The sequence below is a fragment of the Segatella copri genome (assembly GCF_019249795.2).
GTDB lineage: Bacteria > Bacteroidota > Bacteroidia > Bacteroidales > Bacteroidaceae > Prevotella > Prevotella copri_B.
This window is the reverse complement of record NZ_CP156891.1, coordinates 476041-501641: the sequence shown is the minus strand read 5'-3', so window position 1 is coordinate 501641 and position 25601 is coordinate 476041. Positions and strand designations below refer to the sequence as shown.

Sequence of the window (25601 nt, the reverse complement as noted above, 5' to 3'; positions counted from 1 at the left end):
TTTTAATTCCAAAAAAACATCAAACCGAAATACATGTTACAAAAGGCACCAGTTTCCTTACAAAATAGCAGCATAATGTTTAATCAGATTTAATTTTGCCGTCAATAAGTTTAATTCAGTTTAAAATAACCATCAAAAAGTTCTATCAATCATTTTTTTTTGTACTTTTGCAATCGAAAACAAAGAGGTTTATACCTCCGCAACATGTATAACATTTAAAAAGGAGAAAACATGAAAAAGTTTTTGTTTTCTATGGCTTTGGCATTAGGTGCTATATGCATGCCAAGTCAAGCAAGTGCGGCTGAAGTATCTTCACCAGTAGTAAACAACATTAAGGCAACAACAACGTTCCAAGCAACTCCATCAAATGGTCCTGTCGTTATTATTACCAAAGATGGAACAGTCATTATTGTTCTCTAATGTCGTAGTCTATTGCTAATCAACAACGACTGCATATTACATGAGTAGGCACTCTTTTTAATTGGAGTGCCTACTCTTTAATATTTTCTTTCTATTCTGTACAAATATGAAAAGGGTTATATTATTCACGCTTTCGTGCTTAGTCTCTTGTCTATTAGTCTCCGCACAAAAGATAGGATTATCCATACATTATAATATGGTGATGCAAATTCCGAAGGAGGTCTATAGTATGAGTGATTTAAGTAAAAGACAAATGATTATAAATCAATTGTCCAATCAGCATAAAACTTATACTTTATTTACTAATGGCAACGAATGTGCATTTTCAACCACAGGCATAGATAACAATGTTATCAAACTTGAAGGAAGTGGCTCATACTATACAAATACAACAGATAATAAGGAAATAAGTATAAAAAGCATTGTAGATAAGACGTTTGTCGTTTTTTCTGATTCATTAAAAAATGAATGGGATTTGTATTTTGATGAGACTATAGAAGTTTTAGGAAAGAAATGTACAAAGGCCGTATATAAGAAAAATCGTTCTGTAGTAGCATGGTTCTGTCAAGAAATACCATCCCCCGTAGGACCTTGTGGATATATAGGGCTGCCAGGGGCAATACTCCGCTTGACGACATCAAGCGAAATTTATGAGGCAGAAAGTATTTTGCCTATAAAAGGGCAAGTCAAGATAGAGTTACCAAGAGGAAAAATAATGCAAAAACCTGCTTTTGAAAAGTTACAGAAGAAAAAGATTGAAGAGTTGAAGGAAAGCGGCAATGACAATGTCATAGTTTTATAGGATAAAACATAAGGATGTATGGGACGTTTAAGAAGTTTACTGTTATGTATGCTAATCTGCATATGTAGATTTTCTATAGCACAGAATATATCGGGTATGGTTGTTGATGCACAAAATACAGCCATACCCTTTTGTACTGTTACATGTTCACAAGATAGTGCGGCACATTCCATCGTTTCGTATGCAATATCAAAAGACGATGGTTCGTTCACTATCCAATCCAACAAGGCTTTGTCCTCATTTTGGTTGACAGCAAGATGTGTCGGATATACTACACTGAGAGTACATTATAAAGAAGTGCCGGCAACCCCATTACACTTAATGATGAAAGACGACAGCTACACATTGTCTGAGGTAACAATAAAAGGTAGAAACTTAGGGGCGAAAATCAAGAATGACACAATTGAATTTAGTCCAGATGTGTTTAAAAACGGAAGTGAACAGAACATGAGCGATGTCATTAAAAAGTTGCCAGGAATGACTGTTGATGAGTCGGGAAATGTTTCCTACCAAGGGAAAAAAATAGATAAGTTCTTGGTCAATGGCGAAGATGTGCTTTCTACAGGAGGACATGCACTAAAAACTTTGTCTGCAGACTTTGCTTCTGGTGTGGAGCTACTGAACAATTACAATGACGGAAATGTAGGAAACTCTTTCAATTCAAAAGAGACAACTGCACTGAACCTTATTAATAAAGACTTACACAACAAATGGGCAGGAAACTTTACAGAAGGGGGTGGTGTTAAGAACAAGTTTGACAGCAAGAACTCAGCTTTGAAGATGGACAAAAAAGTGTCTGCATCCATCATTGCAAATGCTAACAACACCAATGAGACAGTTTTCTCTATAATGGACTATCTCAATGCCAATGGCGGTCTTACAGGAGTAAAAACAACCAATGGATTTGCGCAACTGAGCCTTTCAAGTGCAGAAAGAAATGTCTTGATGCCAAGCAATGACGAATACAAAAGGACTTCTGGTATCGGTAATGTCAACTTAACATTGAAACCGACTTCGCACTACAATGTCACGATAGGTGTCATCCACAATGAAATGGATGCAAAGTCTGCATTGTCAACGGAACAACATGTAAAGGTGGCGCAGGAAGTTATACGTAAGTCAACAGAAGAGAATGGCAAGAAAAGAGGTAACTTTAGTTCATTTAACCTCAGTCAAAAATGGGATGTCAATCCATATGCAAGTTTGCGTTTCCAAACGAAGTTGGCATATAGCGACATGAGAAACAATATGTCTATCATGGATTATTATAACAATAATTCCGATAGAAATGCAGACAATGACAAGAACAAAGGATTTAATGTATTACAACAGGTAAACTTAAATTCATTGATAGGCAAAGGCCTGCTTTATGGAAGTGTAGATTTCGCTTTTTCTAAATCAGAAAGAAACTTGGATGTTCTTTCCTCTTATGAACTGCCTAACGAATACAAACAGGCAGATGATTCTTACTATATAGATAAAGATTTGAAGAAGCTAAATGTGGCAGGTGCTGTAGGCTATGTATTTCCTATTTTCCATAAAATCAACTTGAAATGGGAATTGTCTGGTCAGAACTCCGATTCATGGATAGACCAAAATGTAGATAGCGAACACTTGAACAGTCACAATTTCGGGATTTATGGAGGACTTATGAAGAACAAAGGTCTCTTTAGGTTTGATGCTGGTGTTAGATTTTCTGATTATGGGAATAGCACAAACATCAATGGACTAGTGACAAAGTCTGTAATCAAGTGGGAGCCATCCTTTGCAACAGAATTACGTTTCAGTCAGCAACACTCTGTTGCATTTGGACTGAGTTACAAATATGTTCCAACCGATATTGAAGCACTATCGAGACTGTCTGTCATCAATAGCTACGATGAGGTCACAGATGCTTCCTCATATTCAAGGTTGGGCAACAACGCCCTGAACATGAATATTGCTTATAAGTTGTATAGTTTGTATAGCAGAACAATTATATTTATGTATTTGACTTATGAGAAGGCTGATAACACCGAAATGCTGAACTATCAGAATGACGGTTTATTACACAGCCAAAATTATATGGATGGAGGAAAAAAGGAAACCGTAAATGCAACTTTATATGCCAACAAAGGATTGGGCAACTTGCCTATTGATGCCAAACTGACCACAACATTTTTATGGAATCGAAACGAAATTGCATACAATTCCATTCCGTGTAAAATGTTGATAGGGAACTTAAAGACAGACTTAGGTTTCGTCTCACGCTTTAAGATTCCTTTCAATGTTGAGGTTGATGGCTTGTACAACAAGTTGACAAACAAAGTCACCGACTTAAACATTGATTCTAGTGACAAGGAATTTGGTGGAACTGCAAAGCTCATATTTGCGAAGAACAAGTTCGCCAGTTTTGTTACCGGCAAGTGGAACAAGATAGAGAATACAAGCGGAAGTAAGATATTGCGAGATATTGATTTTTCCATTTCCTATAAAATCAAGAAATTCACATGCAAACTTTCTGGCACGAATATCTTTCACCTTAACGGAATCAATTGGTTAAAACAAAATGTTACACCAACTTACACATCCTATGTTAGATACAAACAACATTCTGGAAATGTTATGCTATCTCTAACATGTCAATTGTAAAAGCAACAACAAAGAGGCGGTTTACCCAAAAAAAGTAAGCTGCCTTCTTTGTTCTTGCAAAAAGTATATTAAAGTTTGAAACGACGCTGTGTTTTTAACCTTATATTATTCCACTGTTCCTTAAACCATTCAACCATAGTTTGTCTATTTATATACAAAAATAGTTGGTTCGGCTTGGTAGAATCAGAGAATACCTTAATTTCTGCATTCACTACATTGAACTTTCTTCTGTGCTCCTCGGAATAGAGTGAACCGCTAAAGTTGAGTGCCTTTCCTGTAAGAAGCACCTCAATTTGTTCAACGGTAAAGCCAACCCTCCTGCACAGGTCTTCCATTTGCAAGCGTGCCTCCAACATCGGGAACCAACGCTTGGCTTTGCGGATAATGTTGTTGAGCATCGTTACCTCCGTGGTGTGCTTGCTCTCCAAATTCGCGACCTCCGATTGGTGCTTACGCTGTATCTCGTCAAGCTGTTTGCTGTGGCTGTCCTCCATACGTTGCACCTTCTCATGGAGTTCGTCAATGTATTGCTCTCGGTTTGTCACAAGCTCGCACAACTTTCGGTTGTGTTGCTCCACCTCCTTCAATTTTCCACTACCTAAAAGAGAACCAATCTTCGACACAAAGGCTGTCTTGGCTTCCATCTTAGCAGCCTGTAGTTTCTCCGTGCTGATTTCACTCTTGGTTTGTTGTAGAAGTCGCTGTGCTTCCTCAATATCAGATTGCAGCAGCTTCATACAGTTTTGAAGTCTCTCGGTCTCTCGCTTGATGTTGCGATAATACTGTGCCGTGGTGGTATGCCTCGCATCTGATCCACGGACACCTCTCTTCAAGCCATACTTGCTCATAGCTTCAGCATAGCTGTCGTGATAGCCAATCATTTTGTCTCGGTTGAGCACATCATCGGCACACAGTCTCACGGCATTGGCTTTCTTGCGGTATGTCCGCTTGCCTTCTTCCGCTGTCTTGTTCTTCGCCTTTCTCCGCTCGCCTGTTACTATCGGAACGATGGAGGCGTGGAGGTGCGGCGTGTGCTCATCCATGTGGAGAACCACCGACACGACATTCTCCTTGCCGAATGTGTCCTGCAACCACTTCAAGCTGTCGTTGCACCAATCGTCAAGCTGACCATTGGCTGCGATGTTCATCATGTCCTCGTGCGTTCCAGACAGCACGGTTCTAATCACCCTCACCTGGTCATTGGTTATCTTGCGCTTGATGCCTGCCGTCTTGATGCGGTGGGCGATGGCTTCGTCACGACCATACACACCGCTCGGCATCTTGACAAGCTCACGGTTGAGGTGAGTTCTCGTAGGGTCAGCGTTGTCGGGTATCACCTTGCGCTCTATGTGGTCTGACTCCCTTGCGTCAGAGCAGCCCTTTGCCTTCTTGAAATCCAAACTGAAATGTCCCATAATAAACTTGTTTTTGAGTTGTACAAATCCGCTTGCCGCATTGCGCCCAGCGCATGGCTCACGGGGTTTCAAAAGGGGATGCCCCTTTGCTCAAATGGGTGTTTTTAGCGGTGGCGTGCCACTGCGTCAAGAAAACGCCCTATTGAGCTATGGCTTTTCCGTTCAGAATAGCCATTGGAGCAGGAACCGCCTACATGCCCAAGGCTGCGCCTTTCCTGCGAGGTGGAACAGTCTGCTTAACAGGCTGTACTTGGTGTACTGACTGTTTGGATTTCACTCCGCACAGATAGTCGTTCAAGTCGTTGTATTCACTGTACAAGTGGGATGCGTCCCTCACACGGTAGCCGAGAGCAGTCTTGATGGCAAGTGTAGCCTTACGCCCTGCGTCATCGTTGTCGAGCAGACAACTGATGCGCTCGTAGCCATGGAGTGCATCAATAGCCTTGTCCACGTTGCTTGTGGAGTTGAGTATCACATAGTCCTGTGCGTCCAATGACGGACAAGCAGGAAACTTCTCCAAGCGTAACGAGAGAAAAGAAAGATAATCCATCATGCCCTCGAAAACATAGCAAGCGTATCTTGGCTCGCCTTGATGTCGGATATGGGTGATATCCTTGGGTGACATGCACCCCTTGAAGAATCGGTTACGCACCTCATAGCCACCCGACTTGTTCTTGAAGCCGATGGCAAAGTAGTTTTTATAGTTATGCGAGAAGTGGAGTTCCGCACATTCCTTTTGGGCAATGTGCAGATTAATCTTTCGCTCGCTCAGATAGCGCAGGAGTGCAGGATGGTTAAGTTCCCTCACTTCCAATCGCTCAAAACTCGGCTCGGTAGCTTGCTGAGTAAAAGAAAAGTCGGTCGGACGAACATGGGGAGTTTGCTTCTCCATCTTGTCCAAAAGATAAGGCAGGTTGTCGGATGCGTAAAGATAGGACACAAGGGTGATGATGTTGCCGCCCTTGCCCATGCCGAAATCGAACCAACTGTTCATCGTGGTGTTCACCTTGAAAGATGCCTCGCTCTCGTTTCTCAGCGGTGACTTGTACCAAAGGTTTGCGCCCTGCTGCTTGACAGGGCGGTGTCCCAAACTTTGCAGATAGTCTGCAATCTTGATTTGCTTTGCTTCTTGAATGTTCATGTCTTACTGGGGATTAAGTGGTGTATGTATTTCTGATGAATTGTTGAGAATCCTATGTATTGGTATGATAGTCAAATACTTATCTTCTCAACAAACTCTCAACAAATGGTTCTTTTCAACAAAATCACTGGGCAAAAGAGAAAGAAAGGCATGAGCCGTCATGTTTTCTCTTTTCAACAGTCCCTTTCTTTTGTTGAGAGATTTGTTGAGAAAATGTTGAGCCTTAAATACTTGATATTCAATACTTCTTTCATCATATTCAACAATTCAACAAAATTATATGCTATTTAGCTTGTCCCTCGTTACAGTGTAGAACCTGCCCACACGTTTTGTTGGCGAGTAGTGACCGCTGCTATTGTAGTTGTACTCGTATGAGGTGTAGGTGAGGGCGTTCTCTGAAGGTTGCAGCTTCCAACAGTCCTGCACTATCTTTCGCACAAGGTACTTCTCCGCTTTCACGTGGTTGCATTGCAACAAGGCGATTGCGTCATTGAGGCAGAATTGCAAACTGTCGGTTTGGGTGTTCTCCATGACCTCAAGGAACAGCTCCGACATTTCCACCTCAAGTCTGTTACGGTTGCAGCGTATGATTCTCCTCAGAGCATCGGTCGCTATCTGTTCGGGGGCGAACCACATTCGGCTCTTGTGCTCTGTGGATAGCGTTCTGCCTTGCAGATGGAACAGAAAAGCGGGTATCTCCGCCTTCAGTTTCTCCAAGAAGCCGGTATCGTCAGATTGCAACGATGAAATCTTCCTCACCCAATATCGGGTCTCGCCCTCGTCAATGATGACAGGGAGTGATTCGTTGTTGGAGCACAGCACGAACTTGGCAAAGAAGGAAATCTCGTTCCTGTCCTTGCCCTTGGCTTCCACCTTGTACGAGAGGGTGGTGCTGAGGTTCTTCAACCGCTCGGAATCCTCCCTACGACTGAGCAACACCTCGTCCACGACAATCAGCAGCTTGCCAGCCCAATCGGAATTGAACTGACTGCGGAAGTCCTCGTTGGTGTTGAATGTCACGTTGTCTTGGAACAACGCTTTCAGAAAGTTCAAGAACGTGGTCTTGCCTGTGTTCCTCTCCTCTGATACGAGCAGCAGAATGGGCAACTTCTGCACAGGTCTGAGATAGAGCAGTTGCAGGTAGTCCATGCCAAGGTCATATTGCTCACCGAAGATGTGACTAACCAACTTCTTGATATTAGGGAAGTCCCCTTGCATCGGCTTATGTCCTATCGGCTCGTATAGGTTGAGGAAACCGTCTATCACCGTGCGGTGGTTCACATGTTCGGGAACAGTACAGAAGCCGTCATACTTGTGAACGTACTTGATGAACTCCTTGCCGTAGTCCTGACGCAAGGTCTCCATGTTCCAAGGGATGCGCTTTCTTACCTTTCCTCCTGTGATGGTAGGTTGGTCAACCACCTTGTACAAGGTAGTGCCAACACGGATGAACACCTCGTTTGTCGGAGATGCTGCCTGTGGTTGTTTTCTTTCCACAACCACAGGCTGATTGTTGTCGTTTGTCTTGCTCATAATCTAACCTTTGTGAGTTGATAAAATTAAAGTTGCAAAGGTAAGGGCGGAAAATCAAAATGCAAAACACAAACTTGCGCAGAATGGAGAAGTTTGCACCGACAATGTTAAAAGATTGGAAATCAAGGTGCTTGATGTTGCCAATCGGGATAAGATGAAACAAAAAATCCCGAAGAGAGGTTTCCTTGCGAACCTTTCCTCGGGATGAACAAAAATGTATTCCTGCATGTCATACGTTTTATATGTCATACGATAAGCATGTAAAACGTTTGACATCGGCAGCTCTGCATTCTTCACAGAAATGCTTGATACGACAGTGAATCAGTAAGCCAACAAGTCAATACGACAGTGAATAATCGAAGCGTCAAAAATGCGACCATTCTTAGCTGAAGACATTTGTCCCTCCGTAGATTTGCAGGACAATGGCTGTTTTCTCTTTTGCTCCGTACAACCTCTTGAAGATAGCATCACGAAGTTGCGCTGCACCATTGGAGGTTAGACGGAAGCAAATGGCAACAACCATAGGGAATCCATACAGCGTTTGCCAAACATCTTTGGAAAGTTTTTGCCTCTTTTGGACTTCCGACATCAACAACATACCTTCTTTATATATGGCTCTTATCACGGCTTTGAGCTTCGGGGTTGTGACATAAAGCATATCTACCAACTCATTTTCACTCATCCACAAGTCCTCTAGGTTGGACGGAATGGAAAGCCTTCCATTTCCGTCCACGGTGATTACAGTCCTTTTCATGCCATCCCTCCCATTGCAGGCAAATGCCCCTTGATTCGACTTTCAAAGACAGATATGTCATGGTCAAGCTTGGTGCTTGTCACCTTGGCATATATCTGTGTCGTGGTGATATTCGTGTGACCAAGAATCTTGCTCACGCTCTCTATCGGCATTCCGTACTCCAAGGCTAAAACAGCCCAACTATGACGTGAGACATGAAACGAGACACGCTTCTTGATGCCACACATTGCAGCAACTTTCTTTATGCGCTTGTTGATGCTGTCAAGGTTGCCGATATTGAACAAGTGACTTCCTTTTCTGAAAGCCTTGTATCTCCCAATAATCTGCATGGGAATGTCCATCAACTTGATTTGGAACGGAACACCTGTCTTCTGACGCTTGGAAACAATCCAAGGAGCACCGTTTATCATGCTGATGTTATCTTCCGTCAAGTTTTTGATGTCGATGAAAGATATACCTGTCCAACAGCCAAAGATAAAAAGGTCTCTCGCAAATGCCATGTTCGGGTCTTCCAACTTTATCTCTGTCATGGCGGTAAGCTCGTCCAATGTCAAGAACTCACGTTCCTTGTGGTCTGGGTCAACGTGGTACATGGCAAATGGATTTCTCGGTATCTTGCCGTTGTAGTGAGCTGCCGTTACAATATGCTTCAGTGGTATGGAGTAAATCCAAATGGAGGACTGCGCAAGTCCGACGACATTCTTCAGATACAGGCAATAGTCACGGATGAATTCCTCAGTAAGCTCGTTCATGGACATATCGCTGCGCTTGTACTGATACTTGATGAAATCGGCAACATACTTTCTTACCGTCAGATACTTGCGGTAGGTGTTCTTGGCTCTATCCTTGCCCACACGCTTGGCAAAAGCTGCGTTCTCCTTGTCAAAGGCTCTGAGCAATGTCTCGTATTCCGTGCCTATGCCTTGGTAGGCGTTTCTCACCATTTCAGCGGTAACGAACGCCTCACGGTCGGAAAGTCGTTGGTAATGCTTGGTGATTTGAGCCTTGATGTTGTCAAGCGCAAAGTTCACCTCCTTGGCTTCCTTACTCTTGCCTGTGGCTCTGTTGCCCTTGGCATCCCAAATAGCCTTGGTAACGCTCTGCTTGCAACTGAACTGTGCGATAGTTCCGTTGATTGTCACTCGTCCCATGATAGGGACAATTCCGTTTCTCTCCTTGCTTCCATTTACATAGAAGACTGTCTTGAAAGTGCATCTCATAATTCTTACTTTTTTGTTCGGTGCAAAATTAAACTATGAGAGTTGCATGGCAAAGCCAAAACCTACGCAGAATGGGGAAATATGAACCGCTACCGTTAAAAATGCTTATTAGGGCGTTTCCATTGGGTAATGATTTGAAAGCGTTTCTACTTCTCTAATCTGCTTTTTCCTCATTTCCTTGTCACTGACAACTAAAGCCAAAGACTGCCACAACCACTTGAAACTCAAAACAAATGCTCTATTTTGCTATTTTTTGCCTTTTTAGGCGTTCTTTTCAGATAAAAATCTATTTTCATGATTTTACCTTAAATTTGTTTAATCTATTTGGCTATTTGAGGAAAAAACCGTAATTTTGGAGATTGATAAGTCAGACTATAACTGTAGAATATGAAATACAATAAGAAACAACATACCAAATTGTCCTGTCGGAGCAAGTGCTTTTTCCTTGCCTTGACTTTGGCTATGGCATCGGTTGATGCCTCAGCCCAGAAGATTTCGCTAGGCTCTTGCATCACCCGTGACGGAGGTCAGTTTAAAGGCGAAATGGTGAGCGGAAAGCCGCAGGGAAAAGGTACTACCATCTATAAGAATGGGGATACCTACGAAGGCTCTTATATGAAAGGTAAGCGCGAAGGCTATGGCGTTTATACCTTCAGTGATGGCGAAAAGTATGAGGGACAGTGGATGCAGGACCAGCAGCATGGTAAAGGCACCTACTATTTCCAGAACAACAACAAATATGTAGGCCTCTGGTTCCGCGATTACCAGCATGGTCATGGCGTCATGTTCTATTATAATGGTGATAAATATGACGGCGACTGGTATAAGGACAAGCGTCAGGGACGCGGCGTTTATACTTATGCCAATGGCGCACAGTATAAAGGCCAGTGGATGAACGATATGAAGAATGGAAACGGCTTCTTCAACTGGGGAGACGGAACTACTTATGACGGTCAGTGGCTAGACAACCAGCGCTCTGGAAAAGGTACTTTCAAATATGCTGATGGCGATGTGTATATCGGCGACTGGAAGGATGATATCCAGGACGGAAAGGGTATCTATAAATTTCATAATGGCGACATTTATGAAGGCGATTATGTGCAGGGAGAACGCACGGGTATAGGCATCTTCCGCTCTGCAAAGGGCGACAAGTATAACGGACAGTTTAAGGATGGCCTGCGTACCGGTCAGGGTACCTTCATCTGGAAGAATGGCGATATCTATGTAGGCGACTGGATGGATGATCTGCAGAACGGCAGGGGCAAACTGACCAAGAAGAACGGCGACGTGTTTGAAGGTGAGTTCAAAAACGGTCTGGTAGATGGTAATGTCGTGATTCATTATGCTGATGGCAGAAGATTCAAGGGTGCCTATCACAAAGGTAAGCGCCAGGGACCTTGCATAGAAGAAGATAAAAACGGTAAGCGTTTCGAAGGAACCTACCGTAACGATGTGCGTGACGGAAGATTTGTAGAAAAAGACCGCAACGGACAGGTTACAGCCAAGGGAGCCTACGAAAACGGCAAACGATTTGAAGACTAATCTCTTCAGAAAATTAGAAAAATACAAAGAAATTATAAATAACGAGATAGAGAACCTTTATATTTTAAATAATGAGAAAAAGAACATATTATAATGTTGAATATTGAATGTTCAATGTTCTGTTTTCAAGTCTCAAAGTTAAAAGTAAATGTTCAAATCTCAAAGCTTAACTATAATTATGGTAGTAGATACTTTAGACAATCTGGAGAAATATGTTTCTCTCAATCCGCTCTTCGCTGATGTAGTGAAGTTTATCAAAGATAATGACCTCTCTAAATTGGAGGACGGTAAGCATTTTATCAAGGAGGGTAACCTCTTTGTTAACATAACGACAGCTCACGGAAAAAGCGAGGAAGATGCTGTTTTTGAAACACATCGCAAGATGATTGATATTCAGATTCCTCTTGACAACGAGGAGACTTATGGCTATACTCCTCTTGCTGATCTTCCTGAAGTGGAATATAACGAGGCTAAGGATGTAACCAAGTATCCTGGTGTGAAAGCGCAGACGCTCGTTACCTGCAAGCCAGGTCAGTTTGCTATCTTCTGGCCACAAGATGGTCATCAGCCATGCATCGGTAGTGGTGATATCCACAAGGCTATCTTCAAGATTAAGAATTAAAGAAGAGATCTTCAAGATAAAATTAAAGAAGAATAATATAGAGTAACCATCTAAAATCATGATATATGGCAACAGAAAAGAAAACTACAGCCCAGAAGGCTGCAACTAAAAAGGCAACTGCAAAGAAACCAGTTGCAAAAAAGGCAGCGAAGGCTGTGGTAAAGCATATCGGACTCGTGAAGAACGACCCATATCTGGCAGACTATGAGGATGCCATCAAGGGCCGACACGACCATGCACTCTGGAAACTCGGTCAGCTGACTAATAACGGCAAACAGACATTGAGCGATTTTGCCAATGGATACGAGTATTTCGGACTGCATAAGACTGCCCGTGGATGGGTGTTCCGTGAGTGGGCACCTAATGCTACAGACATCTATCTGATAGGTGACTTCAACAACTGGCAGGAAACCGAAAAGTATCGTGCTAAAAGAGTAAAGAATACCGGAAACTGGGAACTCAAACTTCCGGAGAAAGCGATGAAACATGGCGATCTCTTCAAGATGAAAGTTCATTGGGAAGGTGGTGAAGGCGAGCGTATTCCTGCATGGGCACAGCGCGTAGTACAGGACGACCAGACCAAGATTTTCTCTGCTCAGGTTTGGAATCCGGAACCATATAAATGGAAGAAGAAAACCTTCAGACCAAATGTGGCACCTCTGCTCATCTATGAATGCCATATCGGTATGGCACAGGATGCTGAGAAGGTTGGCACTTACACAGAATTTAAGGAGAATGTGTTGCCACGTATCATCAAGGATGGTTACAACTGCATTCAGATTATGGCTATCCAGGAGCATCCGTATTATGGCTCCTTCGGCTATCATGTAAGCAGTTTCTTTGCTGCAAGTAGCCGCTTCGGAACTCCTGAAGAGTTGAAGAATCTCATTGATACAGCTCACCAGAATGGTATTGCCGTCATCATGGACATCGTTCACTCTCATGCCGTAAAGAATGAGGTGGAAGGACTGGGTAATCTCGCTGGCGATCCTAACCAGTATTTCTATCCTGGCGACCGTCATGAGCATCCGGCTTGGGACAGTCTCTGCTTCGACTATGGAAAGGATGAAGTCATCCACTTCCTGTTGAGCAACTGCAAGTATTGGCTCAATGAGTTCCATTTCGACGGATTCCGTTTTGATGGTGTAACATCCATGCTCTATTACAGTCATGGTCTGGGTGAGGCATTCTGCAACTACGGCGATTATTTCAATGGTCACGAGGATGATAATGCCATCTGCTATCTTACCCTTGCCAACTGTCTGATTCACGAGGTTAACAAGCATGCCATTACGATTGCCGAAGAGGTGAGCGGAATGCCGGGCCTGGCTGCCAAGTTTGAGGATGGCGGTTATGGTTTTGACTATCGCATGGCGATGAATATTCCAGATTATTGGATCAAGACCATCAAGGAACTGAAGGATGAAGACTGGAAACCATCCAGCATCTTCTGGGAGGTAAAGAACCGCCGTTCGGATGAGAAAACCATCTCTTATTGTGAGAGTCATGACCAGGCATTGGTGGGCGATAAAACCATCATCTTCCGTCTGATTGATGCCGATATGTACTGGCATTTCAAGAAGGGCGATGAAAACGAAATGGCTCATCGTGGTATTGCTCTGCATAAGATGATCCGTCTGGTTACCGCCTCTACAATCAATGGCGGTTATCTCAACTTCATGGGTAATGAGTTCGGTCACCCAGAGTGGATTGATTTCCCTCGCGAGGGTAATGGCTGGAGCCATAAATACGCCCGCAGACAGTGGAATCTGGTAGATAATCATGAACTCTGCTACCACTATCTTGGAGATTTCGACCGAGAAATGCTCAAGACGATTACAAGCGAAAAGAATTTTAACAAGACACCAGTTGTAGAAATCTGGCATAATGATGGCGATCAGGTTCTCGCCTTTATGCGTGGCGATCTGCTCTTCGTGTTTAACTTCTCGCCAACCCGCTCTTTCACCGACTATGGCTTCCTGGTTCCAACCGGTTCCTACAGTGTAGTGCTTGATTCTGACAGCAAGGATTTCGGCGGTAATGGCTTGAATGATGACACGATGACGCATCTGACTAATTACGATCCACTTTATGTGAAAGACCGTAAGGAGTGGCTGAAACTTTATCTGCCAGCTCGTACAGCTTTGGTGCTGAAGAAAAATTAATAGATTGATTTATGAAAAATAAAAGGAGTAGTACTGCGAAGATGCAAATCGCCTGTGCTATCATCTTTATCACATTTACCTACGTCTACCTGGCATTTTACCAGGCAGACGTACTGGCAGTGGCTCAGCATGTTTTCTCAGGCGGTTTGACCAACTACAGTTACACGCTGGCTCCACTGCTTATCACGCTCGTACTCTATCTGCTGCAAGTGGGAGTGTACGCAGTAACCCGTGTGAAACGCCGTTTCCACGGGCTTACTTATTTCCCTTCGTTCCTCATCCTGACGATGATTACCGATATCCCCGTTGATATCGACCGTTATCATTCGCTGGGGGCGTGGTGGATTATCTTGCCACTCTGTCTGATTCTATGGGGCGGATTGATATGGATAGCCCGCCAGTTGGAGCCGATAGAAACAGAGCCTCACAGCAACGGCTGGTTCTCCCGCTATATGTGGGTGAATCTGCTCCAGATGCTGGTGATGATATTGCTTGTCAACTTTGTTGCTAGCAATGATCGGCTGTTTCATGAACGTATGCGCATGGAACATCTGATGAAAGAAAAACAGTATGAAAAAGCTTTGGAAGTAGGTGAAAAATCTCTGAAAACAGATTCTTCGCTGACAATGCTCCGTATAGCCTGTCTCAACGAAACAGGCGAGCTGGGCAGCCGTCTCTTTACTTATCCGCTGGTAGGTGGAAGTAAGGCGATGATGCCGGATAGCGTAACCGTGAAGGCTATGATGTGGAAGGCGCCAAAATGGATGCAGAAACCTTCGGCATGGATGGTTAAACATCATCTCAAGTATCGTCTGCCTGTTGACTATCAGCTTTGTGCACTCTTGCTGGACAAGCAACTAGACAAGTTCGTAGCAGAGGTGCAGAAACATTACAAAGTAACTTCGGGCAAACTGCCTGTTCATTATAAGGAAGCGTTGGTTCTTTATACGCATCGCCGCAGTAATCCAAGTATCGTTTATCACGATAATGTGATGGATACAGACTTTGAGGATTTCCAGCAGATGGATCACAAATATGCTAATGAGACTGAAAAGCAGAATGCTCTTCGGGATACTTATGGAAATACCTACTGGTATTATTATGAGTATGGAAACAAATGAAAGTTTTAATTTAGGAGATTAATATGAAAATACAGATATACAGAAACTTATGGGTTTTACAGATAGCTTTTCTTCTGTTGGCGCCATTAGGGTTGCAGGCACAGAAGAAGGAGATTTCTGCAGCCAAAGATCTGGTAAAGGCTGGCAAGGATTTGGCGAAGGCCGAATCCAGTATGCGCAAACTCCTGACGGATTCTGCCAACCGGAATAACAAGAAAATTTGGAATATTCTCTTTGATGCTGTGAAGAAGCAGTATGAACAGGGTAATGAGAAACTCTACCTCAAACAGGCGTATGATACAGCCCAGCTCTTCAATGCAACCCGACAGCTCTTCGTTATAGCCCAAGGACTTGATTCCGTTGAGATGATTCCTAACAAAAAAGGAAAATGTGAGTTTGATTTCCGCAAGTCTCATTCTGAATATTTGAACAGGATACGTCCGAATCTCTATAACGGAGGAACCTGGTTTATCAGGAAACAGAAATACAAGGAGGCTTATCAGTTCTTTGACCAGTACATAGAGTGCAGTACTGCACCGATGTTCCAATCTTATAAGTATGCCCAGAAAGACAAATATCTTTCTTCGGCAGCTTATTGGGCTGTATATGCCGGATATAAGATGAAAGATACCAAAGCTACGCTTCATCATTCTTATGAGGCGCTGAAAGATACGGCTCATTATAACTATATGTTACAGTATCTGGCTGAGACTTACAAACTGGAGAAGGATACACCGCGCTATCTCTCTACCTTGAAGGAAGGTTTTGAACGGGATCCGAAATTCCCGTTCTTCTTCCCGCGTCTGGTAGAGTATTATTCGCAGGAAAACCAACTCGATTCTGCACTCGCCGTAGCAGATAAGGCGCTGGCGATAGCTCCCGACAATGATATCTATCTCTTTACCAAGGGAACCGTTCTCCTGAATATGGGTGATTTCAAGCAATGCATCGAAGTGAGCAAAAAGGCACTTGCCGTGAACGATTCTTTGGCTGGTGCTTATTATAATATAGGTTTGGCTTATTTCAATCAGGCTGTTGAAATGGATAAGAATTCGCAGCAATCTCGCAAAACTCATCAGGAGATAGACGGACTTTACAAGAGTGCGATGCCTTATCTGCAGAAGTACAGAACGATGGCGCCTGATATGCAGGAGCAGTGGGCTTTGCCGCTATATACCATCTATCTGAACCTGAACATGGGTAAGGAGTTTGATGAGATAGACAAACTGCTCAATCAGAAAAAGAAATAATGCCTCATGATGAGGAATTTATGAAAACTTCTCTTGAAAAGAAGACTTCTCTATTGAAATTGATTATTAGAAATTTATGATAGACAGAATTTTAGATAAACTGGGCATTGAGCTCAATGATATGCAGCAGGATTCCATGCAGGCAATCTTGCACGGGAACAAGGATGTGGTGATACTTTCGCCAACAGGTAGTGGCAAGACACTGGCTTATCTTTTGCCTCTTACCCAACTTATAGATGCTACTGATGACGAGGCACAGGCGGTGGTGGTAACTCCTGGTCGGGAACTCGCTTTGCAGTCGGCTAACGTATTGAAGAATATGGGCAGCGGTTTGCGTGCGATGGCTTGCTATGGTGGTCGTGCTACGATGGATGAGCATCGCGTGATGAAACAGGTTCGTCCTCAGATTGTATTTGGAACTCCAGGTCGCCTCAATGATCATCTGGATAAGGGAAATCTTTCTCCATATCACATCAAATACCTGATTATTGATGAGTTTGACAAGTGTCTGGAGATGGGTTTCCAGGACGAAATGAGCCGACTGATCAAGTCTTTGCCTGGCTTGCGTCGACATTTCCTGCTTTCTGCTACCGAGGCAGAGGAGATTCCTCATTTCGTACACATGGGTAGGGTAGAAAAGATAGATTACCGTGTGGATGAAGATCAGGTTCCTGACCGTGTACATATATATAAGGTGGTTAGTCCGGTAAAAGATAAATTAGAGAGTCTGTCACTTTTGCTACGCAGTTTAGGCGATCAGAGTACCATTGTATTCCTCAATTATCGCGACAGTGTGGAGCGCACCAATAAATATCTGGTGGAGCAGGGATTTTCAACCTCTTTTTTCCATGGTGGATTGGAACAGAAGGAACGTGAGGCTTCTCTCTATCGTTTTAGCAACGGAAGTGCCAATATCCTGGTGAGTACGGATCTGGCTTCGCGCGGACTTGATATTCCAGATATAGATAATATCATCCATTATCACATGCCGGAGAGCGAAGATGGTTATATTCATCGTGTAGGACGTACGGCAAGATGGGAAGCCCAGGGAAAGGCTTTCTTCCTGTTAGGTCCTGAAGAGCATATTCCGGAATATGTGGATGCTGAAATTGAGGATTACGAGATGCCTGCTGCTGATCAGCTTCCTGCGCCAGCCAAACCTAAGATGGCTACTATATATATAGGTAAAGGCAAGAAGGATAAAATCAGCAAGGGTGACATTTTAGGCTTCCTTTGCAAGAAGGGTGGGCTGCAGTCGGCTGAAATCGGAAAGATTGATGTTAATGACCGTTATGCTTATGCTGCCATTTCCCGAACGAAGTTGCGCAGCGTACTGAATAATGTAAAGGGCGAAAAGATAAAAGGCGTCAAAACGATAGTGGAAGAGGTAAGGTAGTTGACAAACTGCTATTATCTTTTCTCTGTTGCTTGCTAATGTATAATAAATGTAAAAATAGACATAAATATGCAGTTATTATACTAAAATGACTAACAAAATGAAAGAAATCTGCTCAAAACGCTAAAAATGTGCAGAAAAGTTTGGTAGTTTCAAATAAAAAGTGTAATTTCGCAGTCGTAAATACAATCCGAAGGTTTACTATGTATCCTATATGGATGTATTGTGCACTAATTTTTCCTGCTAACAGGATTATATCGTATAAAACTTAAATAATTATACAAAGATGAAGAAGTACAATTTTAACGCAGGTCCATCAATGCTTCCACGCGAAGTGATTGAGAGCACAGCAAAGCAGATTTTGGATTTTAATGGTTCAGGTCTTTCATTGATGGAAATCAGCCACCGTGCTAAGGATTTCCAGCCAGTAGTTGATGAGGCAGTCTCCTTATTCAAGGAGCTTCTTGACATTCCTGAGGGTTATTCCGTAATCTTCCTTGGTGGTGGTGCGTCATTGCAGTTTATGCAGATTCCAGCAAACTTCCTCATCAAGAAGGCTGCCTACATTAATTCTGGCACTTGGGCTAAGAAGGCAATGAAAGAGGCAAAGCATTTTGGTGAGGTCGTGGAGATCGCATCATCGTCCGACGCCAATTTCACTTTCTATCCACAGGTTCCTAACACTGTACCAGCCGATTGTGATTACTTGCATTTGACAAGCAACAATACAATATATGGTACCGAACTCCGTGTAGATCCAGACGTAAACGTACCATTGATTTCTGATATGTCTTCAGATATCATGAGCCGTCCAGTAGATGTTTCTAAGTATACTGCCATCTATGCAGGTGCTCAGAAGAATCTTTCTATGGCAGGTGTTACCGTTATCATCGTAAAGGATGATATGCTCGGCAAGGCTCCTCGCGAGCTTCCTACAATGCTCGATTATCGTACTCACGTTGAGAAGGGCAGTATGTTCAATACTCCTCCTGTTGTTCCTATCTATACCTTGATGGAGAATCTCCGCTGGTTGAAGGCTAATGGTGGTGTTGAGGCTGCTGACAAGCGAGCTCACGAACGTGCTGAAGTTCTTTATGCTGAAATCGACCGCAACAAACTCTTCAAGGGTACTGTTGAAGAAGCATCCCGTTCTTTGATGAACATCTGCTTCGTGATGAACGATGAGTACAAGGAGTTGGAGAAGCCATTCCTCGACTTCGCTACAGAGCGTGGCATGGTAGGTATCAAGGGTCACCGCTCAGTGGGTGGTTTCCGTGCCAGTTGCTACAATGCACAGACTATGGAGGGTGTTCAGGCACTCGTCAAGGCCATGCAGGATTTTGAAGCACAACATTAATTTTTGAATTTGTATGAAAGTATTAGTTGCAACAGAAAAGCCATTCGCAGCGGCTGCTGTGGAAGGCATTAAGAAAGAAATAGAGGGAGCAGGCAACGAATTGGTGCTGCTCGAAAAATATACAGAGAAGGCTCAGCTTCTCGATGCAGTGAAGGATGTGGACGCGATGATTATCCGCTCTGACAAGGCTGATGCCGAGGTGCTCGATGCAGCAAAGAACCTGAAGATTATCGTTCGTGCCGGTGCAGGTTATGATAACATCGACCTTGCTGCTGCTACTGCTCTTAATGTAGTGGCTGAGAATACTCCTGGTCAGAACTCTAATGCAGTAGCTGAATTGGTATTCGGCTTGTTGGTCTTTACTGTACGTAATTTCTACAACGGCAAGGCTGGCAGTGAGTTGAAGGGTAAGAAACTGGGTATTCTTGCTTTCGGTAATGTTGGTCGAAATGTGGCTCGCATCGCCAAGGGATTTGGCATGGAAGTAGCTGCTTACGATGCATTCTGCCCAGCTGATGTTATCGAGGCTGCCGGTGTGTATGCTGTAAAGTCACAGGATGAGTTGTTCCAGACTTGTGACATCGTTTCTCTTCATATCCCTGCTACTCCAGAGACTATCAAGAGCATTGATTACAAGACTGTAAACCAGTTGCCTAAGGGTGGCATCCTCATCAATACAGCGCGTAAGGAGGTTATCAATGAGCCTGAGCTCCTGAAACTTCTTGCTGAGCGTGAGGACTTGAAGTTCATCACTGATATCAAGCCTGATGCTGATGCAGACTTTGCCAAGTTCGAGGGTCGATACTTCTCAACTCCTAAGAAGATGGGTGCACAGACTGCAGAAGCAAATATCAATGCCGGTATTGCTGCAGCTAAGCAGATTAATGCGTTCTTTAAGGATGGATGCACTAAGTTCCAGGTAAATAAGTAATTATTCTTCCCATACATATAGCTCATGAAGGGTGCTTTTTCACAGAAGCACTCTTGATGGGCTTTTCATGTTTTTATTAAACTAGTCAATTTAAACGAAATATTATGGCAATAGTAAAACCTTTTAAGGGAGTAAGACCTCCTAAAAATCTCGTTGAGCAAATTGAGTCTCGTCCTTACGATGTTCTCAATTCTGAGGAAGCACGTGCCGAGGCAGGCGATAACGAGAAGAGCCTTTATCATATTATTAAACCTGAAATCAATTTCGAACCTGGTACTTCTGAGTACGATCCTCGCGTTTATGAAAGCGCTGCAGAGAACTTCAGAAAGTTCCAGGAGAATGGCTGGTTAAAACAGGATGATAAGGAACAGTATTATATCTATGCACAGACTATGACTGGCAAGACTCAGTATGGTCTTGTTGTAGGTGCGTATGTAAACGACTATATGACGGGTGTCATCAAGAAACATGAGCTGACACGCCGCGATAAGGAAGAAGACCGTATGAAGCATGTGCGTGTATGCAATGCCAATATCGAACCAGTATTCTTCGCTTATCCTGATAATGAGGTGCTTAACGAACTTCTGATGCGTTATGCTGCAACAACACCGGAATATGATTTCATTGCTCCAATTGATGGTTTCCGTCATCAGTTCTGGGTTGTAAGCGATGATCAGGATATTGCCACAATTACAGCGGAATTTGCCAAGATGCCTAGCCTTTATATTGCTGACGGTCATCACCGTTCTGCAGCAGCAGCTCTGGTAGGTGCAGAAAAAGCTAAGCAGAATCCTAATCATACAGGTAAGGAGGAATATAACTACTTTATGGCAGTTTGTTTCCAGGCAAGTCAGCTTACCATTCTCGATTATAACCGAGTTGTGAAGGATTTGAACGGTCTGACTTCTGATCAGTTCCTCGATGCTTTGACAAAGAATTTCGAGGTGATAGATATTGATGCAATCAATGTGAATGTATCTGGTGATGAAGAGGGCATTCCTTGCTATGAAAAGATGGCTATTGATGATGCTATCAGCCAGTTTGGCTTGGATATTCTGAAACCAGCAGCTCTCCATTCTTTCCTCCTGTATTTGGATGGTAAATGGTACGGTTTGTTTGCCAAGCCGGGAACCTATGATGATGCTGATCCAATCGGCGTGCTTGATGTGGATATTTCATCTCGCCTGATTCTTGATGAAATTCTGGGTATCAAGGATTTGCGTTCTGATAAGCGCATCGATTTTGTGGGCGGTCTTCGCGGTCTCGGTGAGTTGAAACGTCGTGTGGATAGCGGCGAGATGAAGATGGCACTTGCTTTGCATCCGGTTTCTATGCAGCAGATTATGGACATCGCTGATAGTGGTAAGATTATGCCACCTAAGGCAACTTGGTTTGAACCTAAGTTGCGTAGCGGTTTGATTATTCACAAGTTGGATTAATGATAGACGAATTTAAGACTATATCAGATACGATAGGCGAGGGATATTACACCGAGAAAAGGAGTAAGTTTCTCGCCTTTGCTCACCATGTTACAACTGTTGACGAGGTGAAGGAAATTGTTGCCGGGTACCGTAAGAAATATTACGATGCCCGACATTGTTGTTATGCATATATGCTAGGTCCTGAACGGACAGAGTTCCGTGCCAATGATGATGGCGAACCTTCTTCTACGGCAGGAAAACCAATCCTTGGCCAAATCACGAAATCAGAATTGACGGATATTTTAATTGTCGTCATCCGATATTTCGGAGGAGTGAAATTGGGAACCAGCGGACTCATTGTTGCTTATCGTGAAGCTGCCATTGATGCTTTGGCTCATTGTGAGGAGGTAACGCAACAGATAGAGGAAATAGTAACCTATGATTTTACTTATCCGATGATGAATGATGTGATGAGGATAGTCAAAGATATGAATCCGCGTATCCTGGATCAGACTTTCGATAATACTTGCAGCATCAAACTTTCTATCAGAAAGAGCGAGGCTGAGCAGTTACGTTCCCGTCTGAAAAAGCTGTCATTTGAATAGCAGATAGCTGACAGACAGATGAATAACTGCAGGGTAAATAAAAAGAGGGTGTGTTATAAGACTGGATAATATACAGTAATATTCCATCAAAAAGAGGGTGGATCATTAATTTATGATACACCCTCTTTTTGATGGTTATTTCTTTTGAATTTATCCCTTTTCTTCCAATTCCTTCTGCAATCGGATGATTTCATCGCGATATTGGGCAGCTTGCATGAAGTCGAGGTCTTTGGCAGCTTGCTTCATCAATGCCGTAGTATTGGCAATGCTCTTCTCCAATTCTTCCTTGCTCATACTGCGAACAATAGGGTCGGCAACGAAGGCTGCACTTTCCGGTTCCACGTAGACGCGAGGTTTAGAACCCTCGGCTCCCATCGGAACAATCTTTGCTTTTTCTTCCTTGCAAGTAGGCAGAGCTGAGGTTATTGCTTTCACAATCTGTTTTGGAGTAATGCCATGGTCGGCATTGTATTTCAACTGGATGCTTCGGCGGCGGGCAGTTTCATCTATCGTTTTCTGCATGCTGTCTGTGATGTTGTCTGCATACATGATTACCTTGCCGTTCACGTTTCGGGCAGCACGGCCTGCCGTCTGGGTCAGAGAACGGTGACTGCGAAGGAAGCCTTCCTTGTCTGCATCGAGAATAGCTACGAGCGAAACTTCCGGCAAGTCGAGTCCTTCACGTAACAGGTTGACACCCACCAGTACATCGTATACTCCTGCACGGAGATCGTTCATGATTTTTACTCGGTCTAAGGTTGCCACATCACTGTGGATATAGGCAGCCTTTACGTTGTGGTTGAGCAGGAACTCGGTGAGTTCTTCTGCCATGCGCTTTGTAAGAGTCGTAATCAGAACTCGCTCGTTGCGGTGTGTTCTTGTTAATATTTCGTCCAGAAGATCATCTATCTGATTCTCACTTGGACGGACTTCGATTTCCGGGTCCAGGAGTCCTGTAGGACGAATCAACTGTTCTACAACCACGCCTTCGGCTTCTCTCAATTCATAGTCTGCCGGAGTTGCACTTACGTAGATGGCCTGCGGAATGAGATCGTGAAATTCCTCGAATTTCAGCGGACGGTTATCGAAGGCAGCAGGTAAGCGGAAACCATATTCTACCAGGTTCTTCTTTCGTGCCCGGTCGCCTCCATACATGGCTCCAATCTGCGGGATGCTCACATGGCTCTCGTCAACCACAAGCAGGAAATCTTTAGGGAAGAAATCGAGCAGGCAATACGGGCGTTCGCCTTCGTGTCTGCCATCAAAATAGCGGGAATAGTTCTCGATGCCCGAACAGTGGCCCAATTCCTTGATCATTTCCATATCATATTCTACACGTTCCTTGATGCGCTGTGCCTTGATTCCATCTCCAATACTCTTGAAGAATTCTACCTGTTTAACCAGGTCGTCCTGAATTCTGCGAATGGCACTTTCCTGCTGTTCTTTTGTTGTTACGAAAAGGTTGGCTGGATAAATCTCGTAATCTTCGAACGAGGCAAGGCGGTGATAAGTGAGCGAATCCACTTCTTCGATACTGTCAATCTCATCGTCCCACCATGTTACGCGCAAAACATGATCGCTGTAAGCCATAAAGATGTCAACCGTTTCGCCTTTCACTCTAAAGTTGCCACGTTGCAGTTCTATGTCATTTCTAACGTAAAGTGCATCAACGAGTTTCCTCAGAAATTCATTTCTGTCGAGTCGCTGCCCGCGATGAATCTTGATGATGTTCTCCTGCATCGCCACAGGTCCGCCCATACCATAGATGCACGATACGGATGAGACAACGATGACATCCTTTCTGCCCGAGAGAAGGGCAGAAACAGCACCGAGTCGCAACTTGTCTATTTCATCATTGATGGCGAGGTCTTTTTCTATATATGTATCAGTCGTTGGCAGATAAGCTTCCGGCTGATAATAGTCGTAGTATGAAACATAATATTCTACAGCGTTCTCAGGGAAGAAACCCTTCATCTCCTGATACAGTTGGGCGGCAAGAGTCTTGTTGTGGCTCAAGATGAGCGTAGGCTTCCCCACGTTGGCAATCACGTTTGCCACCGTAAAGGTTTTACCCGAGCCGGTTACACCCAACAACACCTGTGCAGGGTCTCCTTCAAGCACCCCCTCTGTGAGTTGCCTGATGGCTTGCGGCTGGTCGCCAGTTGGCTTATATTTTGATGTAATCTTAAAATCCATTTTCTTCCTGATTTCTTCTCAAAAGTTCTGTTTCAAGGTGCAAAATTACAAAAAAAACGCCATTAATCGTTATAAAGATTAATTTTTTACGAAAAAATGTATCTTTTCTTTTGATAATAAGTAAATTATGAGTAACTTTGCAGTTCAAAATGAGAATTATGAAAAAATTGACTCTTATTGCATCGTGTGTTGCATTGCTCTTGTCGAGCTGTGCCCACGAATATAACCAGGTATTGAAATCAGGCGATTATACTTATAAGTATGAGTACGCCAAGCAGAGCTATGCCCAGGGCAAGTATTCCCGTGCCATTCCTCTTCTGCAGGAACTGGTAACGATGAAGAAAGGTTCTACCGAGGGTGAGGAATGTTTGTACATGCTGGCTATGGCCGAGTATGGTATGAAGGATTATGAGACTGCTGCAGAGTATTTCAAGAAGTATTACTCTTCTTATCCTAAAGGTAAGTTTGCTGAAAATGCAAAGTACTTTGTGGGAGAGAGTCTGTATCAGAATGCTCCAGAGCCTCGTCTTGACCAGAGTACCACGATTACAGCCATCGCAGCCTTCCAGGAGTTTCTGGATCTTTATCCAGATGCCCGACTCAAGCAGCAGGCTACAAACCGCCTTTTTGCTCTTCAGGACCTCTTGGTTGAGAAGGAGTATAAGAGTGCCAAGCTCTATTTTGATATGGGCACCTATTTCGGCAACTGTACCAGCGGAGGCAACAATTATGAGGCTTGTATCGTAACTGCACAGAATGCGCTTAAGGATTATCCTTACAGCAACCGACGCGAGGAGTTTGCATCGCTCATCATGAAAGGTAAATACGAACTGGCAAAGATGAGTGTCGAGAAAAAGCAGTTGGAGCGCTATCAGGATGCTGAGGATGAGTGTTATGGCTTTATCAACGAATATCCTGATTCAAAGGACCGTGCACTTGCCGAGAAGTATATTGAGAAGTGCAAGCAGTACGAGAAAGAGCATCCGGAGTCAGCTCTCGACCAGCTTGGCAATAATGCCAATTAAAAAAAGCATATATATAATAAGGTAAAAACAATATAATAATAATAGTACTATAAT

At 43.6% G+C, this 25601-nt stretch carries 20 protein-coding genes; 14 read left to right on the top strand and 6 right to left on the bottom strand.

The annotated features are described in order from the left end of the window. The first annotated feature begins 231 nt into the window (after positions 1-231). The 3 genes from KUA48_RS02405 (at position 232) to KUA48_RS02395 (ending at position 3853) form a co-directional block, all read left to right on the top strand. A complete protein-coding gene (locus KUA48_RS02405; protein WP_005645304.1) occupies positions 232-420 on the top strand; it encodes a hypothetical protein in 189 nt (62 codons plus the stop codon). Positions 421-526: 106 nt separating this feature from the next. Then, a complete protein-coding gene (locus tag KUA48_RS02400; RefSeq protein ID WP_153096977.1) occupies positions 527-1222 on the top strand; it encodes a GLPGLI family protein in 696 nt (231 codons plus the stop codon). A gap of 18 nt (positions 1223-1240) precedes the next feature. Continuing rightward, the gene (locus KUA48_RS02395; protein ID WP_369503205.1) at positions 1241-3853 is read left to right on the top strand and encodes a hypothetical protein; all 2613 of its coding nucleotides are present in this window, start codon (positions 1241-1243) and stop codon (positions 3851-3853) included. Positions 3854-3921: 68 nt separating this feature from the next. Here KUA48_RS02395 and mobV read toward each other — a convergent pair whose 3' ends face one another. The 5 genes from mobV to KUA48_RS02370 all read right to left on the bottom strand — a co-directional run bounded on the left by mobV (position 3922) and on the right by KUA48_RS02370 (position 9916). Continuing rightward, a complete protein-coding gene (gene mobV, locus KUA48_RS02390) occupies positions 3922-5268 on the bottom strand; it encodes a MobV family relaxase (protein WP_218432245.1) in 1347 nt (448 codons plus the stop codon). A gap of 190 nt (positions 5269-5458) precedes the next feature. Further along, positions 5459-6409 carry a toprim domain-containing protein gene (locus KUA48_RS02385; protein ID WP_218432246.1) on the bottom strand — a complete coding sequence of 317 codons (951 nt, stop codon included), beginning with the start codon at positions 6407-6409 and terminating at the stop codon, positions 5459-5461. A gap of 276 nt (positions 6410-6685) precedes the next feature. Further along, complete coding sequence (locus KUA48_RS02380; RefSeq protein WP_371833706.1) at positions 6686-7945, bottom strand: primase-helicase family protein; 1260 nt, start codon at positions 7943-7945, stop codon at positions 6686-6688. Between the two features lie 379 nt (positions 7946-8324). Next, the gene (locus tag KUA48_RS02375; RefSeq protein ID WP_068856624.1) at positions 8325-8696 is read right to left on the bottom strand and encodes a hypothetical protein; all 372 of its coding nucleotides are present in this window, start codon (positions 8694-8696) and stop codon (positions 8325-8327) included. After that, positions 8693-9916 carry a site-specific integrase gene (locus KUA48_RS02370; protein ID WP_117727908.1) on the bottom strand — a complete coding sequence of 408 codons (1224 nt, stop codon included), beginning with the start codon at positions 9914-9916 and terminating at the stop codon, positions 8693-8695. The genes KUA48_RS02375 and KUA48_RS02370 overlap by 4 nt, the downstream gene beginning before the upstream one ends. Before the next feature lie 462 nt (positions 9917-10378). On the opposite strand from KUA48_RS02370, the gene KUA48_RS02365 reads away from it, so the two are divergent. The 10 genes from KUA48_RS02365 (at position 10379) to KUA48_RS02320 (ending at position 22326) form a co-directional block, all read left to right on the top strand. Further along, complete coding sequence (locus KUA48_RS02365; protein ID WP_118253340.1) at positions 10379-11458, top strand: phosphatidylinositol-4-phosphate 5-kinase; 1080 nt, start codon at positions 10379-10381, stop codon at positions 11456-11458. 178 nt (positions 11459-11636) lie between these two features. Continuing rightward, the gene (locus tag KUA48_RS02360) at positions 11637-12080 is read left to right on the top strand and encodes a YhcH/YjgK/YiaL family protein (RefSeq protein WP_118152582.1); all 444 of its coding nucleotides are present in this window, start codon (positions 11637-11639) and stop codon (positions 12078-12080) included. Positions 12081-12145: 65 nt separating this feature from the next. Then, positions 12146-14245 (top strand): alpha amylase C-terminal domain-containing protein, encoded by a 2100-nt coding sequence (locus KUA48_RS02355; protein WP_118152580.1) that lies wholly within the window; start codon positions 12146-12148, stop codon positions 14243-14245. Between the two features lie 11 nt (positions 14246-14256). Continuing rightward, a complete protein-coding gene (locus KUA48_RS02350; RefSeq protein ID WP_118139437.1) occupies positions 14257-15366 on the top strand; it encodes a DUF6057 family protein in 1110 nt (369 codons plus the stop codon). Between the two features lie 23 nt (positions 15367-15389). Further along, positions 15390-16616 (top strand): M48 family metallopeptidase, encoded by a 1227-nt coding sequence (locus tag KUA48_RS02345; RefSeq protein WP_153093987.1) that lies wholly within the window; start codon positions 15390-15392, stop codon positions 16614-16616. Between the two features lie 76 nt (positions 16617-16692). Beyond that, positions 16693-18012: a DEAD/DEAH box helicase gene (locus KUA48_RS02340; protein WP_217756215.1), complete on the top strand. Its 1320-nt coding sequence runs from the start codon at positions 16693-16695 to the stop codon at positions 18010-18012. Between the two features lie 286 nt (positions 18013-18298). Continuing rightward, complete coding sequence (serC, locus tag KUA48_RS02335) at positions 18299-19369, top strand: 3-phosphoserine/phosphohydroxythreonine transaminase (RefSeq protein WP_218432248.1); 1071 nt, start codon at positions 18299-18301, stop codon at positions 19367-19369. A gap of 13 nt (positions 19370-19382) precedes the next feature. Further along, complete coding sequence (locus KUA48_RS02330; RefSeq protein ID WP_218432249.1) at positions 19383-20300, top strand: NAD(P)-dependent oxidoreductase; 918 nt, start codon at positions 19383-19385, stop codon at positions 20298-20300. A gap of 104 nt (positions 20301-20404) precedes the next feature. After that, positions 20405-21739 carry a DUF1015 domain-containing protein gene (locus KUA48_RS02325; RefSeq protein ID WP_218432250.1) on the top strand — a complete coding sequence of 445 codons (1335 nt, stop codon included), beginning with the start codon at positions 20405-20407 and terminating at the stop codon, positions 21737-21739. Further along, on the top strand, positions 21739-22326 hold the full coding sequence (locus KUA48_RS02320) for a YigZ family protein (protein WP_006849028.1): 588 nt from the start codon (positions 21739-21741) through the stop codon (positions 22324-22326). The genes KUA48_RS02325 and KUA48_RS02320 overlap by 1 nt, the downstream gene beginning before the upstream one ends. A 150-nt stretch (positions 22327-22476) precedes the next feature. Here KUA48_RS02320 and uvrB read toward each other — a convergent pair whose 3' ends face one another. Continuing rightward, positions 22477-24522 (bottom strand): excinuclease ABC subunit UvrB, encoded by a 2046-nt coding sequence (gene uvrB, locus KUA48_RS02315; RefSeq protein ID WP_218432251.1) that lies wholly within the window; start codon positions 24520-24522, stop codon positions 22477-22479. Between the two features lie 158 nt (positions 24523-24680). Between uvrB and KUA48_RS02310 the strand changes: the two genes are divergently transcribed. Continuing rightward, positions 24681-25547 (top strand): outer membrane protein assembly factor BamD, encoded by an 867-nt coding sequence (locus tag KUA48_RS02310; RefSeq protein WP_118253384.1) that lies wholly within the window; start codon positions 24681-24683, stop codon positions 25545-25547. Positions 25548-25601 lie beyond the last annotated feature (54 nt).